Genomic DNA, 16,420 nt, shown 5'->3' on the forward strand with positions numbered 1-16,420 from the left:
TGTCGCGTGGGTGGGCCCGGCGCCGCGCAGTCTCCGTGATTCGCGCAGCCTCAGCCGCTCGGCCCCGGATGCCGCTGACTCTGTGCGGATCGCTGAGGTGATGTGGCGCGGGTGCGCCGGGCGTCGCGCAGCCTCAGCGGTTCGCGCTTCCTCAGGCCCTTCGCCCCGGATGCCGCTGACTCTGTGCGGATCGCTGGGGTGATGTCGCGAGGGTGCGCCGGGCGTCGCGCAGCTTCAGTGATTCGCGCAACCTCAGCCGCTTGGCCCCGGATGCCGCTGACTCTGTGCGGATTGCTGAGGTGATGTCGCGTGGGTGGGTCCGGCGCCGCGCAGCCTCAGCGATTCGCGCAACCTCAGCTGCTTGGCCCCGGATGCCGCTGACTCTGTGCGGATCGCTGAGAGTACGCGGGCGACACGCCGACGCGCGGAAGGCCGGCACCCCTCGGGGCACCGGCCTTCTGGCATCCGGACGCGGGCTTCGTGTCAGGCCTTGGCCTTCGCCTTCGGCTTGCGGACGAACAGGGTCTCGGTCTGCTCGAGCTCCATGCCCTTGGTCTCGGGGATGCGCAGGGCGACGTAGACGAACGACAGTGCCGCGAACAGGGCGTACATGCCGTAGGTGAGGGGCAGCGACCAGCCCGACATGGCCGGGAACGACACCGTGATGGCGAAGTTCGCGATCCACTGGGCTCCGGCGGCGACGCCGAGGGCCTTGCCTCGGATGCGGCTCGGGAAGATCTCGCCGAGCAGCACCCAGACCAGCGGGCCCCACGACGCCCCGAAGCCGACGACGAAGACGTTCGCGGCGACCAAAGCGACTCCACCCCACGGGGCGGGCAACGACACGTCCGTACCCGAACCGGTGGCGAAGGCGAACGAGAGCGCCATCGCACCGAGCGAAACGGTCATGAGGATCGAGCCGGTCAAGAGAATCGGCTTCCGGCCCACCCGGTCGACGAGGAAGATCGCGACGAAGGTCACGACGACGTTCGTGACCGAGGTGATCACCGAGATCAGCAGAGAATTGCTCTCGTCGAAGCCGACAGCCTTCCAGAGGGTCGTGGAGTAGTAGAAGATCACGTTGATGCCGACGAACTGCTGGAACATCGACAGCAGAATGCCGGTCCACACGATCCCCTGCAGTCCCAGCACCGGCCCGCGCAGCGAGACGTTCTTGTTCTTGCGGTCGGCCTCGATGGCGTTCGAGAGCTCGTTCATCGTCTTGTCGAGGTCGGCCGGCGGCACCAGCCGCGCGAAGATCGCCTTCGCCTCGTCGCGCTTGCCCTTCGAGAGCAGGTAGCGGGGCGATTCGGGAACCGTGAAGGACAGGACTCCGTATACCGCTGCCGGGACCACACCGACGAGGAACATCCAGCGCCAGGCCTCCATGCCCAGCCACAGCTGATTGGCCGCGCCGCCGGCGGTGTTGGCCAGCAGGGCATCCGAGAGCAGGGCGCCGAAGATACCGAGTGTGATCGCCAGCTGCTGCAGGGAGGCCAGGGAACCACGGATCTGACGTGGGGCGACCTCCGCGATGTAGGCGGGGGCGACCACCGAGGCGATGCCGATTCCCAGTCCGCTCATCACGCGCCACAGGATGAGGTCGGGCACGCTGAAGGTGAGGGCGGCGCCGATCGACGAGACGAAGAACAGCACGGCGCCGAGGAGCATGACCTTGAGGCGCCCCCAGCGGTCCGACAGGGCGCCGGCGACGATCGCGCCGACGGCGCAACCGAGCAGGGCGACGGCGACGACGAAACCGGTGAGCACCTGCGAGAGCTCGAAGTTGCCCTGGACGGCGTCGACAGCGCCGTTGATGACCGAGGAGTCGAAACCGAAGAGGAAACCGCCCACCGCTGCCGCGAGCGAGAGCCCGATGGCTCGTCGCCCGTAGGGGCTCCTGAGGGTGAAAGCGTTCGAGGGGATGGACTGCGTTTGACTCACCTGATCACGCTACTCCTGCCCATCGGGAGCGTCGGGCACTGGCGGGATCGCTGACTACAGTGGAACAATGCCCGTTTCCCTCCTCGGTGCCTCCGAGATCCGTCGGCTCGCCGCCGAGCTCGATGTGACCCCCACCAAGAAGCTCGGGCAGAACTTCGTCGTCGACGCCAACACGGTGCGCAAGATCGTGCAGGCGGCTCGGGTCACGGCATCCGATCATGTCGTCGAGATCGGTCCCGGTCTCGGATCCCTCACCCTGGCGATACTCGAGACGGGTGCCTCGGTCGTTGCCGTCGAGATCGATCACCGGCTCGCGGAGCGGCTTCCCTCCACCGCGGCAGCCCACGATGTGCCCGCCGGCCGCCTGACGGTCATCGACGCCGACGCTCTGCGCGTCGATGAGCTGCCGGGAGAACCCGGCGTCCTGGTCGCGAACCTGCCGTACAACGTCTCGGTGCCCGTGCTGCTGCACTTCCTCGAGACCTTCCCCTACCTGCAGCGCGGCGTCGTCATGGTGCAGGCCGAGGTGGGGGAGCGCCTCGCCGCCCCTCCCGGGTCGAAGATCTACGGCGCCCCGAGCGTCAAGGCGGCCTGGTACGGCTCGTGGCGACTGGCCGGCACGGTGTCGCGTCAGGTGTTCTGGCCCGTGCCGAACGTCGACAGCGTGCTCGTCGGCTTCGACCGGGATGCCGAAGCCCGCGGCACCGAGGAGCACCGACTCCGCACTTTCCAGATCGTGGATGCCGCTTTCCAGCAGCGCCGCAAGATGCTCCGCCAGGCGCTGTCGGGCGTGCTGGGCGGCACGGCCGCGGAGGCGTCGGCTCATCTCGAGGCGGCGGGCGTGGACCCCACGCTGCGCGGCGAGCAGCTGACGGTTGAGGACTACGCGCGCATCGCCGCGGTCTGATCGCCGCGGTCTGACCCGAGGTCGGGGCGCCTCGACGTGACCCGCGTTCGAGGTGACCCCTGTCCGCCGAGAAGACCCGCGTTTCGCGCTCGTCTCGGGTCATCTCGCGCATCGCGGGTCATGTCGCTCGACCGGGCGGGATGCGGCGCGGCGTCCACCCCACACGACGTCCCGTGCCACCGCGCAGTGCGGCCAAGTTGTGAACTGTCGGGTGAATTCTCGCCGTGTTCATCACGCGTTCCAGAAACATGTCTGTAACATTTCGAGCCAACCGGGAGCATCACGCCGGTGACGAGGTCGTACCCGACGGCCCGAGAGGATCGAGATGCGCTACGCCGAGTACCCCCGAGCCGAACGTGTGCTGCTCCACCTGAGCGACACCCACCTTCGCGCCGGCGGTGCACCGCTCTACGACGACGTCGACTCCGAGGCGTACCTCGCCCGTGCGGTCGAGGCCATCGATGCGTCGGGCATCCGCCCCGACGCCCTCGTCTTCACCGGCGACCTCGCCGACTACGGCGAGGCTGACGCCTACGACCGTGTCCGCGCGTTGGTCGAGCCGCTCGCCGAGCGCTTGCAGACGCGCGTGGTGTGGGTCATGGGCAACCACGACGACCGGGCGGCCTTCCGCTCGCGGCTGCTGCCCGGTGACGAGGGCGACCGCGACGCTCCGGTCGACCGCGTCGACGAGTTCGACGGCTTGCGCATCGTGACGCTCGACACCTCGGTGCCCGGTGCCCATCACGGCGAGGTCACGGCGGCTCAGCGCGAGTGGCTCGCCGAGGTGCTGGCCACCCCCGCGCCCCTCGGCACGATCCTCGCGATGCACCACCCGCCCGTCCCGAGCGTGCTCGACCTCGCGGCCTCCGTTGAACTGCGCGATCAGCGCAGCCTCGCCGCGGTCCTGCGGGGGTCGGACGTGCGTGCGATTCTGGCGGGACACCTGCACTACTCGACGTTCGCCACGTTCGCCGGCATCCCGGTCTCCGTCGCCTCGGCCACCTGCTACACGCAGGACCTCATGGTGCCCGTGGGCGGCACGCGCCCTCAGGACGCCGCGCAGGGCTTCAACATCGTGCACGTCTACGACGAGACGGTCGTGCACTCGGTCGTCCCGCTCGCCGCGAGCACGGCTCTGCAGTACGTCGACGCGGACGAGTCCCGGCGACGCCTGCACGACGCCGGCATCGTGGTCCCGACCTCGCGCGAGCTCAGCGGGCGGGTGTCGCCGCCGACGACGCCGCTGCCGATCCTTCGCTGACCGAGGTCTTCTCCCACGGCGCGGCGACCGGGAAGTAGCGCTCGAGGCAGGCGCGCAGCGCCGGGACGCGCACCTCCTCGGGGATCTCGGGCACGCTGCCGTCGTTGAGGCAGAACATGTCGGTGTCGCGACGCGACACGAGGCGCTCCATGGTGCGGAGGGAGTCCAACTGCGTGGTCTGCACGTAGCGGGTGCGCGGCTCGGTCGTGATGACCGCGCGACCGGTCGCCAGGGCGTAGTAGTGGTACAAGCTGTTGGTCACCGAGATGTCGGTCGCCGAACGGAACCGGCTCGCGGCCGTGCGCGCGTAGTCCTCGGCGAACTCCCGCTCGAGTTCGGAGGCCACCGAACGGCGCAGGGGCGTCGCGCAGTGCTCGAGGTCGAGCGTGATGACGCGGCCGAAGCGCTCTTTGAGCAGCGCCCGGTTCACGCGCAGGCCGTTGTCGTGGCCGGAGCGGTCGACGTGCGCCGGACCGCTGCCGATGCGCACACCGCTCTCGACGAAACGGCTCACTCCGCCACCGCTGAAGAACAGCTCGGGGGTGACGGGGCGCCCGAAGAACATGTCGTCGTTGCTGTAGAGGAAGTGCTCGGCCAGGCCCGGGATGCGGTGCAACTGCGCCTCGACCGCGTGCGAGTTGTGCGTGGGCAGCACCGAGGGATCGGCGAAGAACTCCTCGCTGCGCACGATCGTCACTTTCGGGTGATCGGCGAGCCATTCCGGGGTGGGGGAGTCGGTCGCGATGAAGATGCGGCGCACCCACGGCGCGTACATGTGCACACTGCGCAGCGCGTAACGCAGTTCGTCGACCTGTCGGTACCGGGCGGCGTTGTCGTCGCCGTCGCCGACGACGTAGCCCTTCATCCGGGCGGCGCGCTGACGTTGGAACTCGCTCGAGGACCCGTCGACCCACGAGAAGACCATGTCGACGTCGGCGGTGAACTCGTTCGGGTGGGGGTCGAACATGCCCGAGACCGTCATCCAGCGGCGGCCGTAGCGCTCGACCTCGACCAGATCGAGGTCGGCGGCGGCGAACTTGCGGCGGGTGAGGGCGCTCGGGCGAGGTGCCTCGATGGTCTTCTCGCCGAAACGCCAGAGCTCCATCCGCGGAGCCAGTGCGGAGCCGTAGCGGTACGACCCCTCGGTCGAGGTGCGCGGGCGGAAGACCGCGTAGGCCTGCACCGACCCGGGAGCGGGCTCGACGCTGTGTGCGGGTACGGGGTCTTCGCCACGGGCCTTGAGGTACATCGGGCCGAGGTCGGGATCGCGCAGCGCGGCGAGGGCCTTCGCGGCATCGGCCGTGTCGACGACGAGCTTGGGACGACGGTTGGCGTCGCGCACCAGCAGCACCCTCACCCCCGCAGCTTCGATCGCGGACGCTGCGGTGAGCAGGTCGTCGCGCTCGGCCATCGCGGGCGTCGAGGAGTCGTCGACGAGGTGCAGGATGCCGTCGTGCATGCGGATGTCGGACCGGGACAGCAGGGCGCGCCAGGGGTCGGTGTCGATCGACAGGGGGACCATCGGGCGCATTCTGCCTCCTCGGGGGTAGGTGCAAGGGATCCGGTCACCGTATGGTTCCGGGGTTACGAAGACGTTTCGGCCTCGGCGCCGAACGACGGGGGAGCGGAGCACTACTGTCGAAGAGTGACTCAGATCGCTCGCTCCGGCCCGGACCTTCCCGTACCGCCTTGCGAGCGTTGGCGGGAAGCGGGCCGACGTTCCAGTTTCGCACACCCCGACAGCCCCCGGCGCGCGGGACGGCGGCAGGGACGATGAGCGTTCACGCCCCGGCATCCGTCCGCGTTCGCGCGCCCGGGAAGATCAACGTCTTCCTCGAGGTGGGCGACGTCCAGGACGACGGTTACCACGAGCTCGCGACGGCCTTCCAAGCGGTGTCCCTGTATGAAGAGATGGTCGCGACGGCCGCTGACGACATCACGATCGAGGTGTCCGCGCGCGGTCCGGTCGATATCGATGGTGTTCCCACCGACGACCGCAACCTCGCCGTTCGCGCGGCGCGCCTTCTCGCGCAGACCGCGGGAATAGACCGAGGCGCCCATCTCTCGGTCCGCAAGGCCGTTCCCGTCGCCGGCGGCATGGGTGGGGGATCGGCCGATGCGGCTGCCGCCCTCGTCGCCTGCGATGCGCTCTGGGGGCTCGGGATGCCGACGGGCGAGCTCGCCCGCCTGGCTGCCCGCCTCGGCGCGGACGTCCCTTTCGCTCTGCTCGGCGGGACCGCCATCGGCACCGGTCGCGGCGACCAGCTGAGTCCGGCTCTCGCGCGTGGGCGCTTCGACTGGGTGCTCGTTCCGAACGAGACCGGCATGTCGACCCCCGTCGTCTACGGCGAGCTCGATGCGCACCGCAGACGCCACGCCGTCGACATCGGTCCGGCTCCGCGCGTGCCTGTGGTCGACCGCGACGTGCTCCACGCCCTTCGTCAGGGGGATGCCGGCATGCTCGCCGCGAGCCTGCGCAACGACCTCCAGGCGCCGGCCCTCCACCTTCGCCCCGATCTCGCCCGCGTGCTCGAGCGCGGCGAGAGCTCGGGTGCCCTGGCGGGGATCGTTTCGGGCTCCGGGCCGACGCTCGCGTTCCTCGCCGCCGACGAATCATCCGCCATCGACCTGCAGGTCACCCTCAGCGCCGCCGGTCTGGTCGCTCTGCACGTGCACGGGCCCGTTCCCGGCGCGCGTGTGGTCTGAGGGCGCCGCACCCTAGCCCAGGTCGTCACACGGGGCAATCTGCGCTTCGCGTGCCGACCGTCTGGTTAGCCTCATCCGAGGTGGTCCGTCACCGATGGGCGCTGTGCCCGCGGGACGCCACGGAGGGGGTAAACCATGAAGGCAGTGCTCGACGGCGTCGTGATCGCCGAAGCCGACCGCAACGACCTGGCCTCGATCGAGGGCAACTGGTACTTCCCGCCGCAGTCCGTCCGCGCGGGCGCTCTGCACGAGAGCCCCACCCCGTACACCTGCCCGTGGAAGGGCGCTGCACAGTACTGGAACGTCGCGCTCGACGGTGTCGAACTGGCCGACGGCGCCTGGTCGTACCCCGACCTGTACCCGGGCGCTGTGGAGCGCGTGGGCAAGGACTTCGCCGGCTACGTCGCCTTCGACCGGAAGGTCGTGGTCTCCGACTGAGGTCGGGTGAGCACATGATCGAGTTCTCGGCCGTCTCCAAGGTCTTCCCCGACGGCACGCGCGCCGTCGACGACTTCCATCTCGTCATCCCCTCGCGAAAGACGACCGTCTTCGTGGGGTCGTCCGGCTGTGGCAAGACGACATTGCTGCGCATGATCAACCGCATGGTCGAGCCCTCCTCGGGCACGATCGAGATCGACGGAGCAGACATCGGCGGCAGCCCCGCCGTGCAGTTGCGCCGCAGCATCGGCTACGTGATGCAGAACTCCGGCCTCTTGCCGCACTTCACCGTGGCCGACAACATCGCCACCGTGCCGGTGCTGCAGGGGCAGAACCGCAAAGCGGCTCGCGCCCGGGCGCTCGAGCTCATGAAGACGGTGGGCCTCGACGCGGCGATGGCCGATCGTTACCCCAGCCAGCTCTCCGGCGGGCAGCAGCAGCGTGTCGGCGTCGCTCGCGGCCTCGCCGCCGACCCCAACATCCTGCTGATGGACGAACCCTTCGGCGCCGTCGATCCGATCGTCCGCGATGAACTGCAGCAGGAACTCCTTCGTCTGCAGAGCGAGATCGGCAAGACGATCGTCTTCGTCACCCACGACATCGACGAGGCCTTCCTGCTCGGCGACCAGGTCGTGATCCTCGAGAAGGGCGCGAAGATCGCGCAGGTGGGAACCCCCAGCGAGATCGTCGAGAACCCCGCGAGCGACTTCGTCGCGAGCTTCATTGGCGCGGTCAAGGGCAAGCGCGCGCTCCATCTGAAGCAGACGCCGAGCGGCACGGTCGTCGTGGATGCCGAGGGACGCACGCAGGGTGCGCTCGTGGAGGATTCCCGCCCGTGAACTGGGTCGGCAACAACCTCGAGCTGATCGGGGAGCTCACGCTGGTGCACCTGCGCCAGAGCATCATCGCGTTGATCGCCGGCTTCGTGCTGAGCGTCCCGCTGGGCTGGGTCGCGTGGCGGTATCGCCTCGTGCGCAGCGGTGTCATCACCATCACCGGCTTGCTCTACACGATCCCCTCTCTCGCCCTGCTGATCCTCGTGCCCGTCGTCACCGGCTGGTACAGCATCGTCAGCGAGACGAACCTCATCGTCGCGCTCGCCATCTACGCGGTCGCGATCCTCGTGCGCGCGGTCGCGGACGGTCTCGATTCGGTGGATGCCGGAGTCCGCCAGGCCTCGACGGCCATCGGCTACGGCTCCTTCCGTCGCTTCTGGGCGGTGGAGTTCCCGCTCGCCGGCCCCGTCGTGCTCGCGGGCCTGCGCGTCGCCTCGGCCAGCACGATCGCGCTGGCCACGGTCGGCATCCTCGTCGGCATCCAGAACATCGGCTACCTGTTCACGAACGGGCTGCAAAGGCGCATCATCCCCGAGGTCTTCGCGGGCGTGATCGCCGTCGTGGTGCTCGCTCTGGTCATCGACCTGCTGCTCGTGGTCGCGGGGCGCCTGCTCATGCCGTGGACGCGTGGGACGAAGACCGTCTCGCGTCAGGCCAACCGAACGCTGGTGAAGGCATGAACCTCCTCGGCGACGCGATCGCCTGGATCTTCTCCGGGGATTCCGGCCAGTTCGACTCGATCCCCGCCGCCATCGGCGTCCAGTTGCTGTACACGCTGATCGCCGTGGTCATCGCGGGAGCGATCGCCATCCCGCTGGGCTGGTACATCGGCCACACCGGCAAGGGGCGCGAGAGTGCCGTGGCGATCTCGGGTGCGGCACGGGCGATCCCCTCCTTCGGCTTGCTGATCCTCCTGACGCTGCTCCTCGGCGTCCTGCACAAGCCCGAGGCCGCGGTCATCTCGTTCATCGTGCTGGCGATCCCGTCGCTGCTCGCCGGGGCGTACACGGGCTTCGAGGCCATCGACCGCCGCGTGATCGACGCGGGACGCTCGATGGGCATGACCGAGTCGCAGATCCTCTGGCGCATCGAGGTTCCCCTCGGTCTTCCGCTGCTGGTCGGCGGCATCCGTGCGGCGACCCTGCAGGTGTTGGCGACCGTCACGATCGCCGCGTACATCGGCCTCGGCGGGCTCGGGCAGTACATCATCGCCGCGATCCCGCTCCGCCGGTTCGACATCCTCATCGGCGGGGCGATCCTCGTGGCCGTCCTCGCGCTCGTCATCGACGGGCTCTTCGCCCTGCTCCAGCACCTGGTCGTACCCCGTGGCATCCGTGCCGCCGGTTCCGCTCAGCCGCAGCGGCGCTCCGTTCGTCAGCGTCGCGCCGAAGCCCTCGCCGTGGGGGCACCGACCGCACCTCCGGCGACCCCCTGACCCACACTCGATTCCCGAATCACCAGAAAAGAGAGCACCCATGTTCACAGCACGAACCAAGAAGGGCCTCGGCCTGTTCGCCGGCCTCGCGGTCGCCTCGCTCGCCCTCGCCGGTTGCGGCGGCGGCTCCAGCGATCCCCTCAGCAACGGCGGCGGCGACGCCAGCGCCTCGAGCGACACCATCGTGGTCGGCTCGCAGGCCTACTACTCGAACGAGATCATCGCCGAGATCTACGCGCAGGCGCTCGAGGGTGCCGGCAAGACCGTGACGCGCCAGTTCCAGATCGGTCAGCGCGACGCGTACATCCCGCTGCTCGAGGACGGCACCGTCTCGGTCTTCCCCGAGTACACCGGCAACCTGCTCCAGTTCTTCGAGAAGGACACCACCGCGCGCACCTCCGACGACGTGTACGCGGCTCTGCCGGCCGCCCTCCCTGAGGGTCTCGAGGTCCTCGACCAGTCGCAGGCCACCGACCAGGACTCGTACACCGTCACCAAGGCCTTCGCCGACGCGAACGGTCTCACCTCGATCGCCGACCTGTCGAAGGTGACCTCGGGCCTGACCCTCGGCGGCAACGCCGAGCTCGCCGAGCGTCCCTACGGGCCCACCGGTCTGCAGTCGACCTACGGCGTCACCGTCCAGTTCTCGCCCACCGGTGAGACCACGGTCGACGACCTCGTCGCCGGCACCGTCCAGGTCGCGAACGTCTACACGGCCGACCCCCGCATCAAGACCGACAACCTCGTCACGCTGACCGACCCCAAGGGCCTGTTCCTGGCGTCGAACGTGGTGCCGGTGGTCAACTCGAACGTCGCCTCCGAGGTGTCGGACGTGCTCAACAAGGTCAGCGCGGCCCTGACGGCCGATGCCCTCGTCGAGATGAACGTCGAGTCCACGGTTGACCAGAAGTCGTCCGCCGACATCGCCAAGGAGTGGCTCTCGGCCAACGGCTTCTGAGCCGTCGAGTCACGCGGGGTCGTCCGGTTCGCCGGGCGGCCCCGTCGTCGTTCCGACCGCGGCCCCGGGTGCCGGCATCCGGGGTGCGCCTGCGATCGTCTCGTCCGTGGCGCGCCAGATGGGCGACGGGAAGCCGGAGATCCCGGATGCCGGCACCCCCGCGCGCTCGCATACCCCGGGCACCGCGTAGCCTGGGACGGATATGGCACACCTGCTCGGGGGCGAAGCCCTGCACCTGGAATACCCGACCAAGGTCGTCTTCGACTCCGTCTCGCTCGGCGTGAACGAAGGCGATCGCATCGGCATCGTCGGTCGCAACGGCGACGGCAAGTCGAGTCTGCTCGGCATGCTCGCCGGCACCCGCGAACCCGACGGCGGGCGCGTGACGGTGCGCGGCGGCGTCACCGTGGGCGTGCTCGACCAGCAGGACACCCTCGACGACGACGACACGATCGGGCACGCGGTGGTCGGCGACCGCGCCGAACACGAGTGGGCCGGTGACGCGCGCACGCGCGACGTGATCGCGGGTCTGCTGGGTGATCTGCCCTGGGACGCGCGCCTCGGCGACCTCTCGGGCGGTCAGCGCCGCCGCGTCGCGCTGGCGGCGCTGCTCTCGGGCGATTGGGATGTGCTGTTCCTCGACGAGCCCACCAACCACCTCGACGTCGAAGCCATCACCTGGCTCGCGGGGCACCTGAAGAAGCGGTGGGCGCCGTCGGCGGGCGGTCTGCTCGTCGTCACGCACGATCGGTGGTTCCTCGACGAGATCTGCACGGTCACCTGGGAGGTGCACGACCGTCTCGTCGAGCCCTTCGAGGGCGGGTACGCGGCGTACATCCTGCAGCGCGTGGAGCGCGACCGTCAGGCGGCATCCATCGAACAGCGCCGACAGAACCTGGCCCGCAAAGAGCTGGCGTGGCTGCGTCGCGGGGCGCCGGCGCGCACGTCGAAGCCGAAGTTCCGCATCGATGCGGCCAACGAGCTCATCGCCGACGTGCCCGAGATCCGCGACAAGGTCGCGTTGCAGTCCCTCGCCGTGGCACGGCTCGGCAAAGACGTGGTCGACCTGCTCGACGCCGGTGTGACCTACGGCGATCACACGGTCCTGAAAGACGTCGAGTGGCGCATCGCCCCGGGCGAGCGCACCGGCATCCTGGGGGTGAACGGCGCGGGCAAGTCGACCCTGCTGAGCCTGGTCACCGGCTCGCTCGAGCCGACGAGCGGCCGGGTCAAGCGCGGTAAGACGGTGAAGGTCGCCACCCTCACCCAGCGCCTCGACGAGCTCGACCAGCACCTGAACGACCCCGTGCGCGTGGTGATCTCGGGGCTGCGGACCACCTATTCGTTCGGCGCGGGGTCGAAGGCGAAGGAGCTCACCCCCGGCGAGCTGCTCGAGCGTCTCGGATTCTCGAGCGCCCAGCTCTCGACCCCCGTGAAAGACCTCTCCGGCGGCCAGAAGCGGCGCCTGCAGCTGCTGCTCGTCCTGCTCGATCAGCCGAACGTGCTCATCCTCGACGAGCCCACCAACGACCTCGACACCGACATGCTCGCGGCCATGGAAGACCTGCTCGACTCGTGGTCGGGCACCCTCATCGTCGTCTCGCACGACCGGTACTTCCTCGAGCGCGTCACCGACCAGCAGTACGCGATCCTCGATGCGAAGCTGCGGCACCTGCCCGGCGGCGTCGACGAGTACCTGCGTCTTCGAGCGATTCAGGATGCCGAGCCCTCGCGGTCCGCGACGACGGGCGGCGCCACCGCGACCTCGGGTCTGCAGGGCGCGGAACTGCGCGCCGCGCAGAAGGAGGCCTCGGCCACCGAGCGGCGCATCGAGAAGCTGCAGCAGCAGATCGACAGGGCCAAAGCCGCGCTCGTCGACCACGACCCGGCGGATTATGAGGGGCTCGGCAAAGAGATGCAGCGCATCTCGGCCCTCGAGGGCGAACGCGACGAGCTCGAGATGAAGTGGTTCGAGCTCACCGAGACGATCGGCTGAGCTCGTCCCGAGCGAGTGCCGCCCAGCGGAGGACGTTTCGCACCTCGATCGTCCTCGGCCGTCGAGATCTCCTCCCCGCACGGCGAACGGCCCGCCCCCTCGGGTGACGGGCCGTTCGCGTCGTCGGGTCAGTGCACCGAGACGAAGATCGGGTTCGTGTAGAGCCACGTGTCGAGCCAGGGGTTTCCCTGCCCCGCCGCGTGCGGCTGAGGAGCCCGCGGGTCGACCTCGGCGCCGCGGGGGCCGGTGCCGTGGACCTTGCCGTCGGAGCCGCGCACGCGCACGTAGCCGTCGACGTCGGCCGTGCCCACCGGGATCACGATCTGGAAGGGCGAGCCGCTGCGGTCGCTCACATCGCGCAGCTCGACGACGCGGGTGCGGGGAGCGATCATGGTGTCGCGGTCGGTCACCGCGCCGGTGATCTCGCCGCGGATCACATCGAGGTGGGCCAGACGGGGCAGGATGCCGGCGGAGTTGCGCTGCGTGGTCGGCTCGACGTCGATCACGATCTCGATGTTCGTCCCCGTCGGCACGCGCAGGGTTCCGCCGAGGGTGGCGGTGTTCGAGGTGTCGTCGACCGCGCGGAGGGTGACCCCGAGCCCGGCGACGAGGTGGCCGTGGTCGACCCACATGCGCCCCGCTCGCACCGCGTCGAGGACGGCCGTGTGCGTCTTCGCGGTGACGCCCACGTGGGTGCGGCTGAACTCGCCCGGCCAGAGGTCGCTGCCGCCCTGCGGTGCCGCCGTCGACACGGGATCGGGGCGGCGACCGGCGCGGTTGAAGTTCGCCAGCGTCGCGCCGTTGTCCCAGCCCGAACCGGTGGGGAAATCGCCCACGCGGGTGTTGTCGAAGTTCTTCAGGTGCAGGTCGCTGTTCGTGGTGATCCACCAGCGGCGTCCCTCGCTCAGCAGTGCGTCCCACATTCCGCCGACGACGGCCGTCATCCAGTCGAAGCCGCCGTGCGCCCGGTAGGCCTCGCTGGGGAACCCTGGGTACGAGTAGTCGCTGCGCGAGTTCTCGTACTCCCCGCGCTGCGAACGGTCGGTGGTGTTGGCCGCGAGGCCCGAGGCCTGCGCTCCCGGTGCACCCTCGAATCCGACGAAGATGTCGGGGTCGGCATCCTGCCACGCGCGCAGCTCGCCGGGGGAGTCGATCCCCAGACGGCTGGGATGGTTGGCGAGCACCAGCACGTCGGCGATCGCCCCCGCGGTGCGCTGCTGACCGAGCCACGAGATGCCGTCGACCGCGTGCTGCAGCCAGTCCGCGGCGTCGCTCGTGTTCGGCCGCGGCTTCTCCCATTTGTTCAGCTTGCCGTCGTAGTCGAGCTCGAAGCGTCGCAGCACCTCGGTGACCCGGGGGCCGGGGGCGACGAGAACAGTGCCGTGCTCGGCGGCCGGGATGTACCACTCGAGCCCCTGGAACACGAGCAGGTCCGGCCGCGCCGTGCGTGCCGCCTCGATCTCCCGGGCGGCGTTGAAGACGCCTCCGACGTTGGCGTGACCGACGTTGCTGTGCTCTGTGAAGGCGATGGCATCCACCCCGAAACGCTGCGCCTGGTCGAGGATCGTCGTCATCGCGTACTTCGCGTCGTGCGAGTACACCGAGTGCACGTGGTGGTCGAAGACCAGCCAGCGCAGGGTCTTCGGGTCGGTGACGGCGGCGGGCGCGGCGGTCGCCGCCGCAGCGGTCGCGGCGGCGGCGGGACCGAAGGACGACGCGGCGGACGCGGTCGTGACGGCCGCCGCCGCGGCGGCGAGGAAGGCGCGGCGGGAGAAGCCGGAAGGGGTGTGAGTGGGCATCGGTCACTTTCGTGAGAGGGGTCGCCGGGAACGTAGGGGCCGCGGGTGAATAGCGGGTGGCCTGCGGGTGATGTTGGCGTCGTCATCCGTTCACCGGGCGGACCGAACCGTGGGGCACAGTCCGTTCGTCCTCACCACCCGATCGAGAGCAGCCATGTCGTCCACGCCCGTGCCCACCCGCCTTCTCCCCGTCGCCGCCGCCGTGGTCCTCGTCGCGGGTATCGTTCCGCTCGGCTCCCTGGCCGCCTCCGCGGCGAGCCCCCTCGTGCTGCGGGATGCCGACGGTGCGGCCGTCTTCTCGGGTGACGCCGCCGCATACCCGTCGTTCGCCACCGCGGACTTCGCCGACGGCTGCCCGGCCGGCACACGCGACGGGGCGCGCCTGACCGTTTCGGCGGGCGGCAGCACCGTGGTGGTGTCGGCGACCGTGCCCGTGAACGGGGGAGCGGCCGTGAGCGTCCCCATGGGGTCGTCGTTCCGTGCCGTGGTCCCGGTGGGAACGGCGGCGGCGACCCTCAGCCTCGAGTGCCTCGCGCTGTCGTCGGGCGTGCCCTCATCGATCACCTCGGCGGCCAGTCTGCCCGTGACCCTCACCGCCTCGGGCTGGTCGGTCCCGGGCCAGCCGAGCCCCACCCCGACCGCGGTCCCGACGACACCGGCGCCCTCGCCGAGCGCGACGGTGTCGGCTTCCCCCGACCCTGCGGCCTCCGCCTCGGCCGCTCCGGGCTCGTCGACGTCGGCGACCCCCGCGCCCGTCGCCGCGGGCGGGTCGGACCTCGCCGTCACCGGGGCGCAGGTCGCGGGCGTCGCCGGCCTCGGGGCTGCCCTCGCGGTCGCGGCGGGCCTCGTCCTGCGCGGTCGCGTCCGGCGCCGGGCGGCTGCTCAGGACTGAGCTCGCCCGGGACCGGTCGTGGCGGGAGCGGCGACCCGGTCGGTCCCGGCGAGGGGGCGGATGCCGTCAGTGGATGCCGTACTCGAGACCGACGATGAAGATGCCGAGGCAGGCGGTGGCGAACGCGCCGAACAGGCGCACGACGATCCGGGCCTTCCGCCGGGCGTAGGCGCCGTACCCCAGCAGAGCGAGCACCGCGAAGGTCGCCCACATGCAGGCCTCGAAGGAGTCGTCGACCGACACGCCGGTGAGGCCCGCCCACACCAGCACAAGGATCGACGGCACCGAGGCGTAGAGCATGCCGGCACCGTGGCGCATGCCCTCGCGCGTGGCGTGACGCAGGCCGTGGTCGGCGTGCTCGGTCAGGGTGTGGGCGAAGACGTGCGCGATGAAGAACACCACGAGCGACACCGACGCGCTCGCGAGGACCTCCCACACGTCCTCGGCGTGATCGTCGGCGATCGAGACGAAGGCCGCGAACACGATGAGGCCGTAGATGGCGGCGGGGGAGCGGAAACGAACGTCGAACCACCCCCTCACACGGGCCCAACGCGAGGGGGACCCGATCGGAACGCTCACGCGTCGAACCCCAGGCTCAACTTGCGAAGCAGGGTCGCGAGGCGGTCGCGGTCGCCGCGGGAGAGGCCCTCGAGCAGCAGGGCCTCGGCATCGACGAGGCGGGTGATCGCGGCATCCACTCGTATTCGTCCGTCATCGGTCAGAGTCACCAGGATGCTCCGTCCGTCCCCGGGGTCGGCCTCCCGGCGCACGAAACGGCGAGCGACCAGCCGGTCGATGCGGTTCGTCATCGTTCCGCTCGACACCAGCGTCTGCTGAAGAAGCTGCTTGGGGCTCAGCTGGTAGGGCTCGCCCGCGCGGCGCAGAGCCGAGAGCACGTCCCACTCCCACGACTCGATGTCGCTGCGGCGGAACGCCTCCTTGCGGGCGATGTCGAGGTGCCGTGAGAGGCGGGCGACACGCGAGAGCACCTCGAGCGGCGAGAAGTCGAGATCGGGGCGCTGCCGCATCCACGCATCGACGATGCGGTCGACTTCGTCGCTGTCCCGGGTCACGGTCTCATTATGTCGAGTGCGCGGTCCACCGTCGGCTCGCGCCGCAGGTCGGAACGCACGGCGCTCGGGTCTGGCAGACTTGACCGGTGCCCGCGGGCACGGTCCGCCGTGGTGTAACGGCAGCACGACAGCCTTTGGAGCTGTTAGGTCTAGGTTCGAATCCTGGCGGCGGAGC

15 protein-coding genes and 1 tRNA gene are annotated in these 16,420 nt (G+C 69.9%); 11 read left to right on the forward strand and 5 right to left on the reverse strand.

The features are described 5' to 3' along the window. Positions 1 to 483 precede the first annotated feature (483 nt). Entirely contained in the window at positions 484 to 1,944 is a 1,461-nt protein-coding gene (locus QE454_RS10745) for a sugar porter family MFS transporter (protein WP_210074048.1), read from the reverse strand. Positions 1,945 to 2,011: 67 nt separating this feature from the next. Here QE454_RS10745 and rsmA point away from each other — a divergent pair, with 67 nt between their 5' ends. Together rsmA and QE454_RS10755 are read left to right on the forward strand one after the other, a co-directional pair. Further along, a complete protein-coding gene (rsmA, locus tag QE454_RS10750) occupies positions 2,012 to 2,851 on the forward strand; it encodes a 16S rRNA (adenine(1518)-N(6)/adenine(1519)-N(6))-dimethyltransferase RsmA (RefSeq protein ID WP_307455511.1) in 840 nt (279 codons plus the stop codon). Positions 2,852 to 3,176: 325 nt separating this feature from the next. Then, the gene (locus QE454_RS10755) at positions 3,177 to 4,112 is read left to right on the forward strand and encodes a phosphodiesterase (RefSeq protein ID WP_307455509.1); all 936 of its coding nucleotides are present in this window, start codon (positions 3,177 to 3,179) and stop codon (positions 4,110 to 4,112) included. On the opposite strand, the gene QE454_RS10760 is transcribed toward QE454_RS10755, so the two are convergent. Next, a complete protein-coding gene (locus QE454_RS10760; RefSeq protein WP_307455507.1) occupies positions 4,063 to 5,643 on the reverse strand; it encodes a stealth family protein in 1,581 nt (526 codons plus the stop codon). The two genes, QE454_RS10755 and QE454_RS10760, sit on opposite strands and share 50 nt — an antisense overlap. A gap of 242 nt (positions 5,644 to 5,885) precedes the next feature. Here QE454_RS10760 and QE454_RS10765 point away from each other — a divergent pair, with 242 nt between their 5' ends. The 7 genes from QE454_RS10765 to QE454_RS10795 all read left to right on the forward strand — a co-directional run bounded on the left by QE454_RS10765 (position 5,886) and on the right by QE454_RS10795 (position 12,481). Next, positions 5,886 to 6,818, forward strand: coding sequence for a 4-(cytidine 5'-diphospho)-2-C-methyl-D-erythritol kinase (locus QE454_RS10765; protein WP_307455504.1), 933 nt, complete (start codon positions 5,886 to 5,888; stop codon positions 6,816 to 6,818). 135 nt (positions 6,819 to 6,953) lie between these two features. Further along, a complete protein-coding gene (locus QE454_RS10770; protein WP_210074059.1) occupies positions 6,954 to 7,256 on the forward strand; it encodes a DUF427 domain-containing protein in 303 nt (100 codons plus the stop codon). 14 nt (positions 7,257 to 7,270) lie between these two features. Next, a complete protein-coding gene (locus QE454_RS10775; protein WP_210074061.1) occupies positions 7,271 to 8,095 on the forward strand; it encodes an ABC transporter ATP-binding protein in 825 nt (274 codons plus the stop codon). Next, complete coding sequence (locus QE454_RS10780) at positions 8,092 to 8,772, forward strand: ABC transporter permease (RefSeq protein WP_307455501.1); 681 nt, start codon at positions 8,092 to 8,094, stop codon at positions 8,770 to 8,772. The genes QE454_RS10775 and QE454_RS10780 overlap by 4 nt, the downstream gene beginning before the upstream one ends. Then, positions 8,769 to 9,527, forward strand: a complete 759-nt coding sequence (locus QE454_RS10785; RefSeq protein ID WP_210074065.1) for an ABC transporter permease — start codon at positions 8,769 to 8,771, stop codon at positions 9,525 to 9,527. The genes QE454_RS10780 and QE454_RS10785 overlap by 4 nt, the downstream gene beginning before the upstream one ends. A 40-nt stretch (positions 9,528 to 9,567) precedes the next feature. Beyond that, positions 9,568 to 10,485, forward strand: coding sequence for an ABC transporter substrate-binding protein (locus QE454_RS10790; RefSeq protein ID WP_307455499.1), 918 nt, complete (start codon positions 9,568 to 9,570; stop codon positions 10,483 to 10,485). A gap of 202 nt (positions 10,486 to 10,687) precedes the next feature. Then, entirely contained in the window at positions 10,688 to 12,481 is a 1,794-nt protein-coding gene (locus tag QE454_RS10795; protein ID WP_309668636.1) for an ABC-F family ATP-binding cassette domain-containing protein, read from the forward strand. Positions 12,482 to 12,609: 128 nt separating this feature from the next. Here the strand turns inward: QE454_RS10795 and QE454_RS10800 are convergent, their stop codons facing one another. Further along, positions 12,610 to 14,280, reverse strand: a complete 1,671-nt coding sequence (locus QE454_RS10800; RefSeq protein WP_307455497.1) for a PHP domain-containing protein — start codon at positions 14,278 to 14,280, stop codon at positions 12,610 to 12,612. A 154-nt stretch (positions 14,281 to 14,434) separates the two neighbouring features. On the opposite strand from QE454_RS10800, the gene QE454_RS10805 reads away from it, so the two are divergent. Then, positions 14,435 to 15,172: a hypothetical protein gene (locus tag QE454_RS10805; RefSeq protein ID WP_307455494.1), complete on the forward strand. Its 738-nt coding sequence runs from the start codon at positions 14,435 to 14,437 to the stop codon at positions 15,170 to 15,172. A 66-nt stretch (positions 15,173 to 15,238) separates the two neighbouring features. Here QE454_RS10805 and QE454_RS10810 read toward each other — a convergent pair whose 3' ends face one another. Both QE454_RS10810 and QE454_RS10815 read right to left on the reverse strand, forming a co-directional pair. After that, positions 15,239 to 15,751: a hypothetical protein gene (locus QE454_RS10810; protein ID WP_307455492.1), complete on the reverse strand. Its 513-nt coding sequence runs from the start codon at positions 15,749 to 15,751 to the stop codon at positions 15,239 to 15,241. After that, positions 15,748 to 16,200, reverse strand: a complete 453-nt coding sequence (locus QE454_RS10815) for a MarR family transcriptional regulator (RefSeq protein ID WP_210074209.1) — start codon at positions 16,198 to 16,200, stop codon at positions 15,748 to 15,750. The genes QE454_RS10810 and QE454_RS10815 overlap by 4 nt, the downstream gene beginning before the upstream one ends. 147 nt (positions 16,201 to 16,347) lie before the next feature. Here QE454_RS10815 and QE454_RS10820 point away from each other — a divergent pair. Further along, positions 16,348 to 16,419, forward strand: a tRNA-Gln gene (locus tag QE454_RS10820). Position 16,420 lies beyond the last annotated feature (1 nt).

It is taken from the genome of Microbacterium sp. SORGH_AS_0454, assembly GCF_031453395.1.
Taxonomy (GTDB): Bacteria; Actinomycetota; Actinomycetes; order Actinomycetales; family Microbacteriaceae; genus Microbacterium.

Excerpts from the sequence above, each read along its gene's own strand:
- rsmA (WP_307455511.1), top strand. The coding sequence starts at position 2,012 with ATGCCCGTTTCCCTCCTCGGTGCCTCCGAGATCCGTCGGCTCGCCGCC.
- QE454_RS10755 (WP_307455509.1), top strand. The coding sequence starts at position 3,177 with ATGCGCTACGCCGAGTACCCCCGAGCCGAACGTGTGCTGCTCCACCTG.
- QE454_RS10760 (WP_307455507.1), bottom strand. The coding sequence starts at position 5,643 with ATGCGCCCGATGGTCCCCCTGTCGATCGACACCGACCCCTGGCGCGCC.
- QE454_RS10765 (WP_307455504.1), top strand. The coding sequence starts at position 5,886 with ATGAGCGTTCACGCCCCGGCATCCGTCCGCGTTCGCGCGCCCGGGAAG.
- QE454_RS10770 (WP_210074059.1), top strand. The coding sequence starts at position 6,954 with ATGAAGGCAGTGCTCGACGGCGTCGTGATCGCCGAAGCCGACCGCAAC.
- QE454_RS10775 (WP_210074061.1), top strand. The coding sequence starts at position 7,271 with ATGATCGAGTTCTCGGCCGTCTCCAAGGTCTTCCCCGACGGCACGCGC.
- QE454_RS10785 (WP_210074065.1), top strand. The coding sequence starts at position 8,769 with ATGAACCTCCTCGGCGACGCGATCGCCTGGATCTTCTCCGGGGATTCC.
- QE454_RS10790 (WP_307455499.1), top strand. The coding sequence starts at position 9,568 with ATGTTCACAGCACGAACCAAGAAGGGCCTCGGCCTGTTCGCCGGCCTC.
- QE454_RS10795 (WP_309668636.1), top strand. The coding sequence starts at position 10,688 with ATGGCACACCTGCTCGGGGGCGAAGCCCTGCACCTGGAATACCCGACC.
- QE454_RS10800 (WP_307455497.1), bottom strand. The coding sequence starts at position 14,280 with ATGCCCACTCACACCCCTTCCGGCTTCTCCCGCCGCGCCTTCCTCGCC.
- QE454_RS10805 (WP_307455494.1), top strand. The coding sequence starts at position 14,435 with ATGTCGTCCACGCCCGTGCCCACCCGCCTTCTCCCCGTCGCCGCCGCC.
- QE454_RS10815 (WP_210074209.1), bottom strand. The coding sequence starts at position 16,200 with ATGCGGCAGCGCCCCGATCTCGACTTCTCGCCGCTCGAGGTGCTCTCG.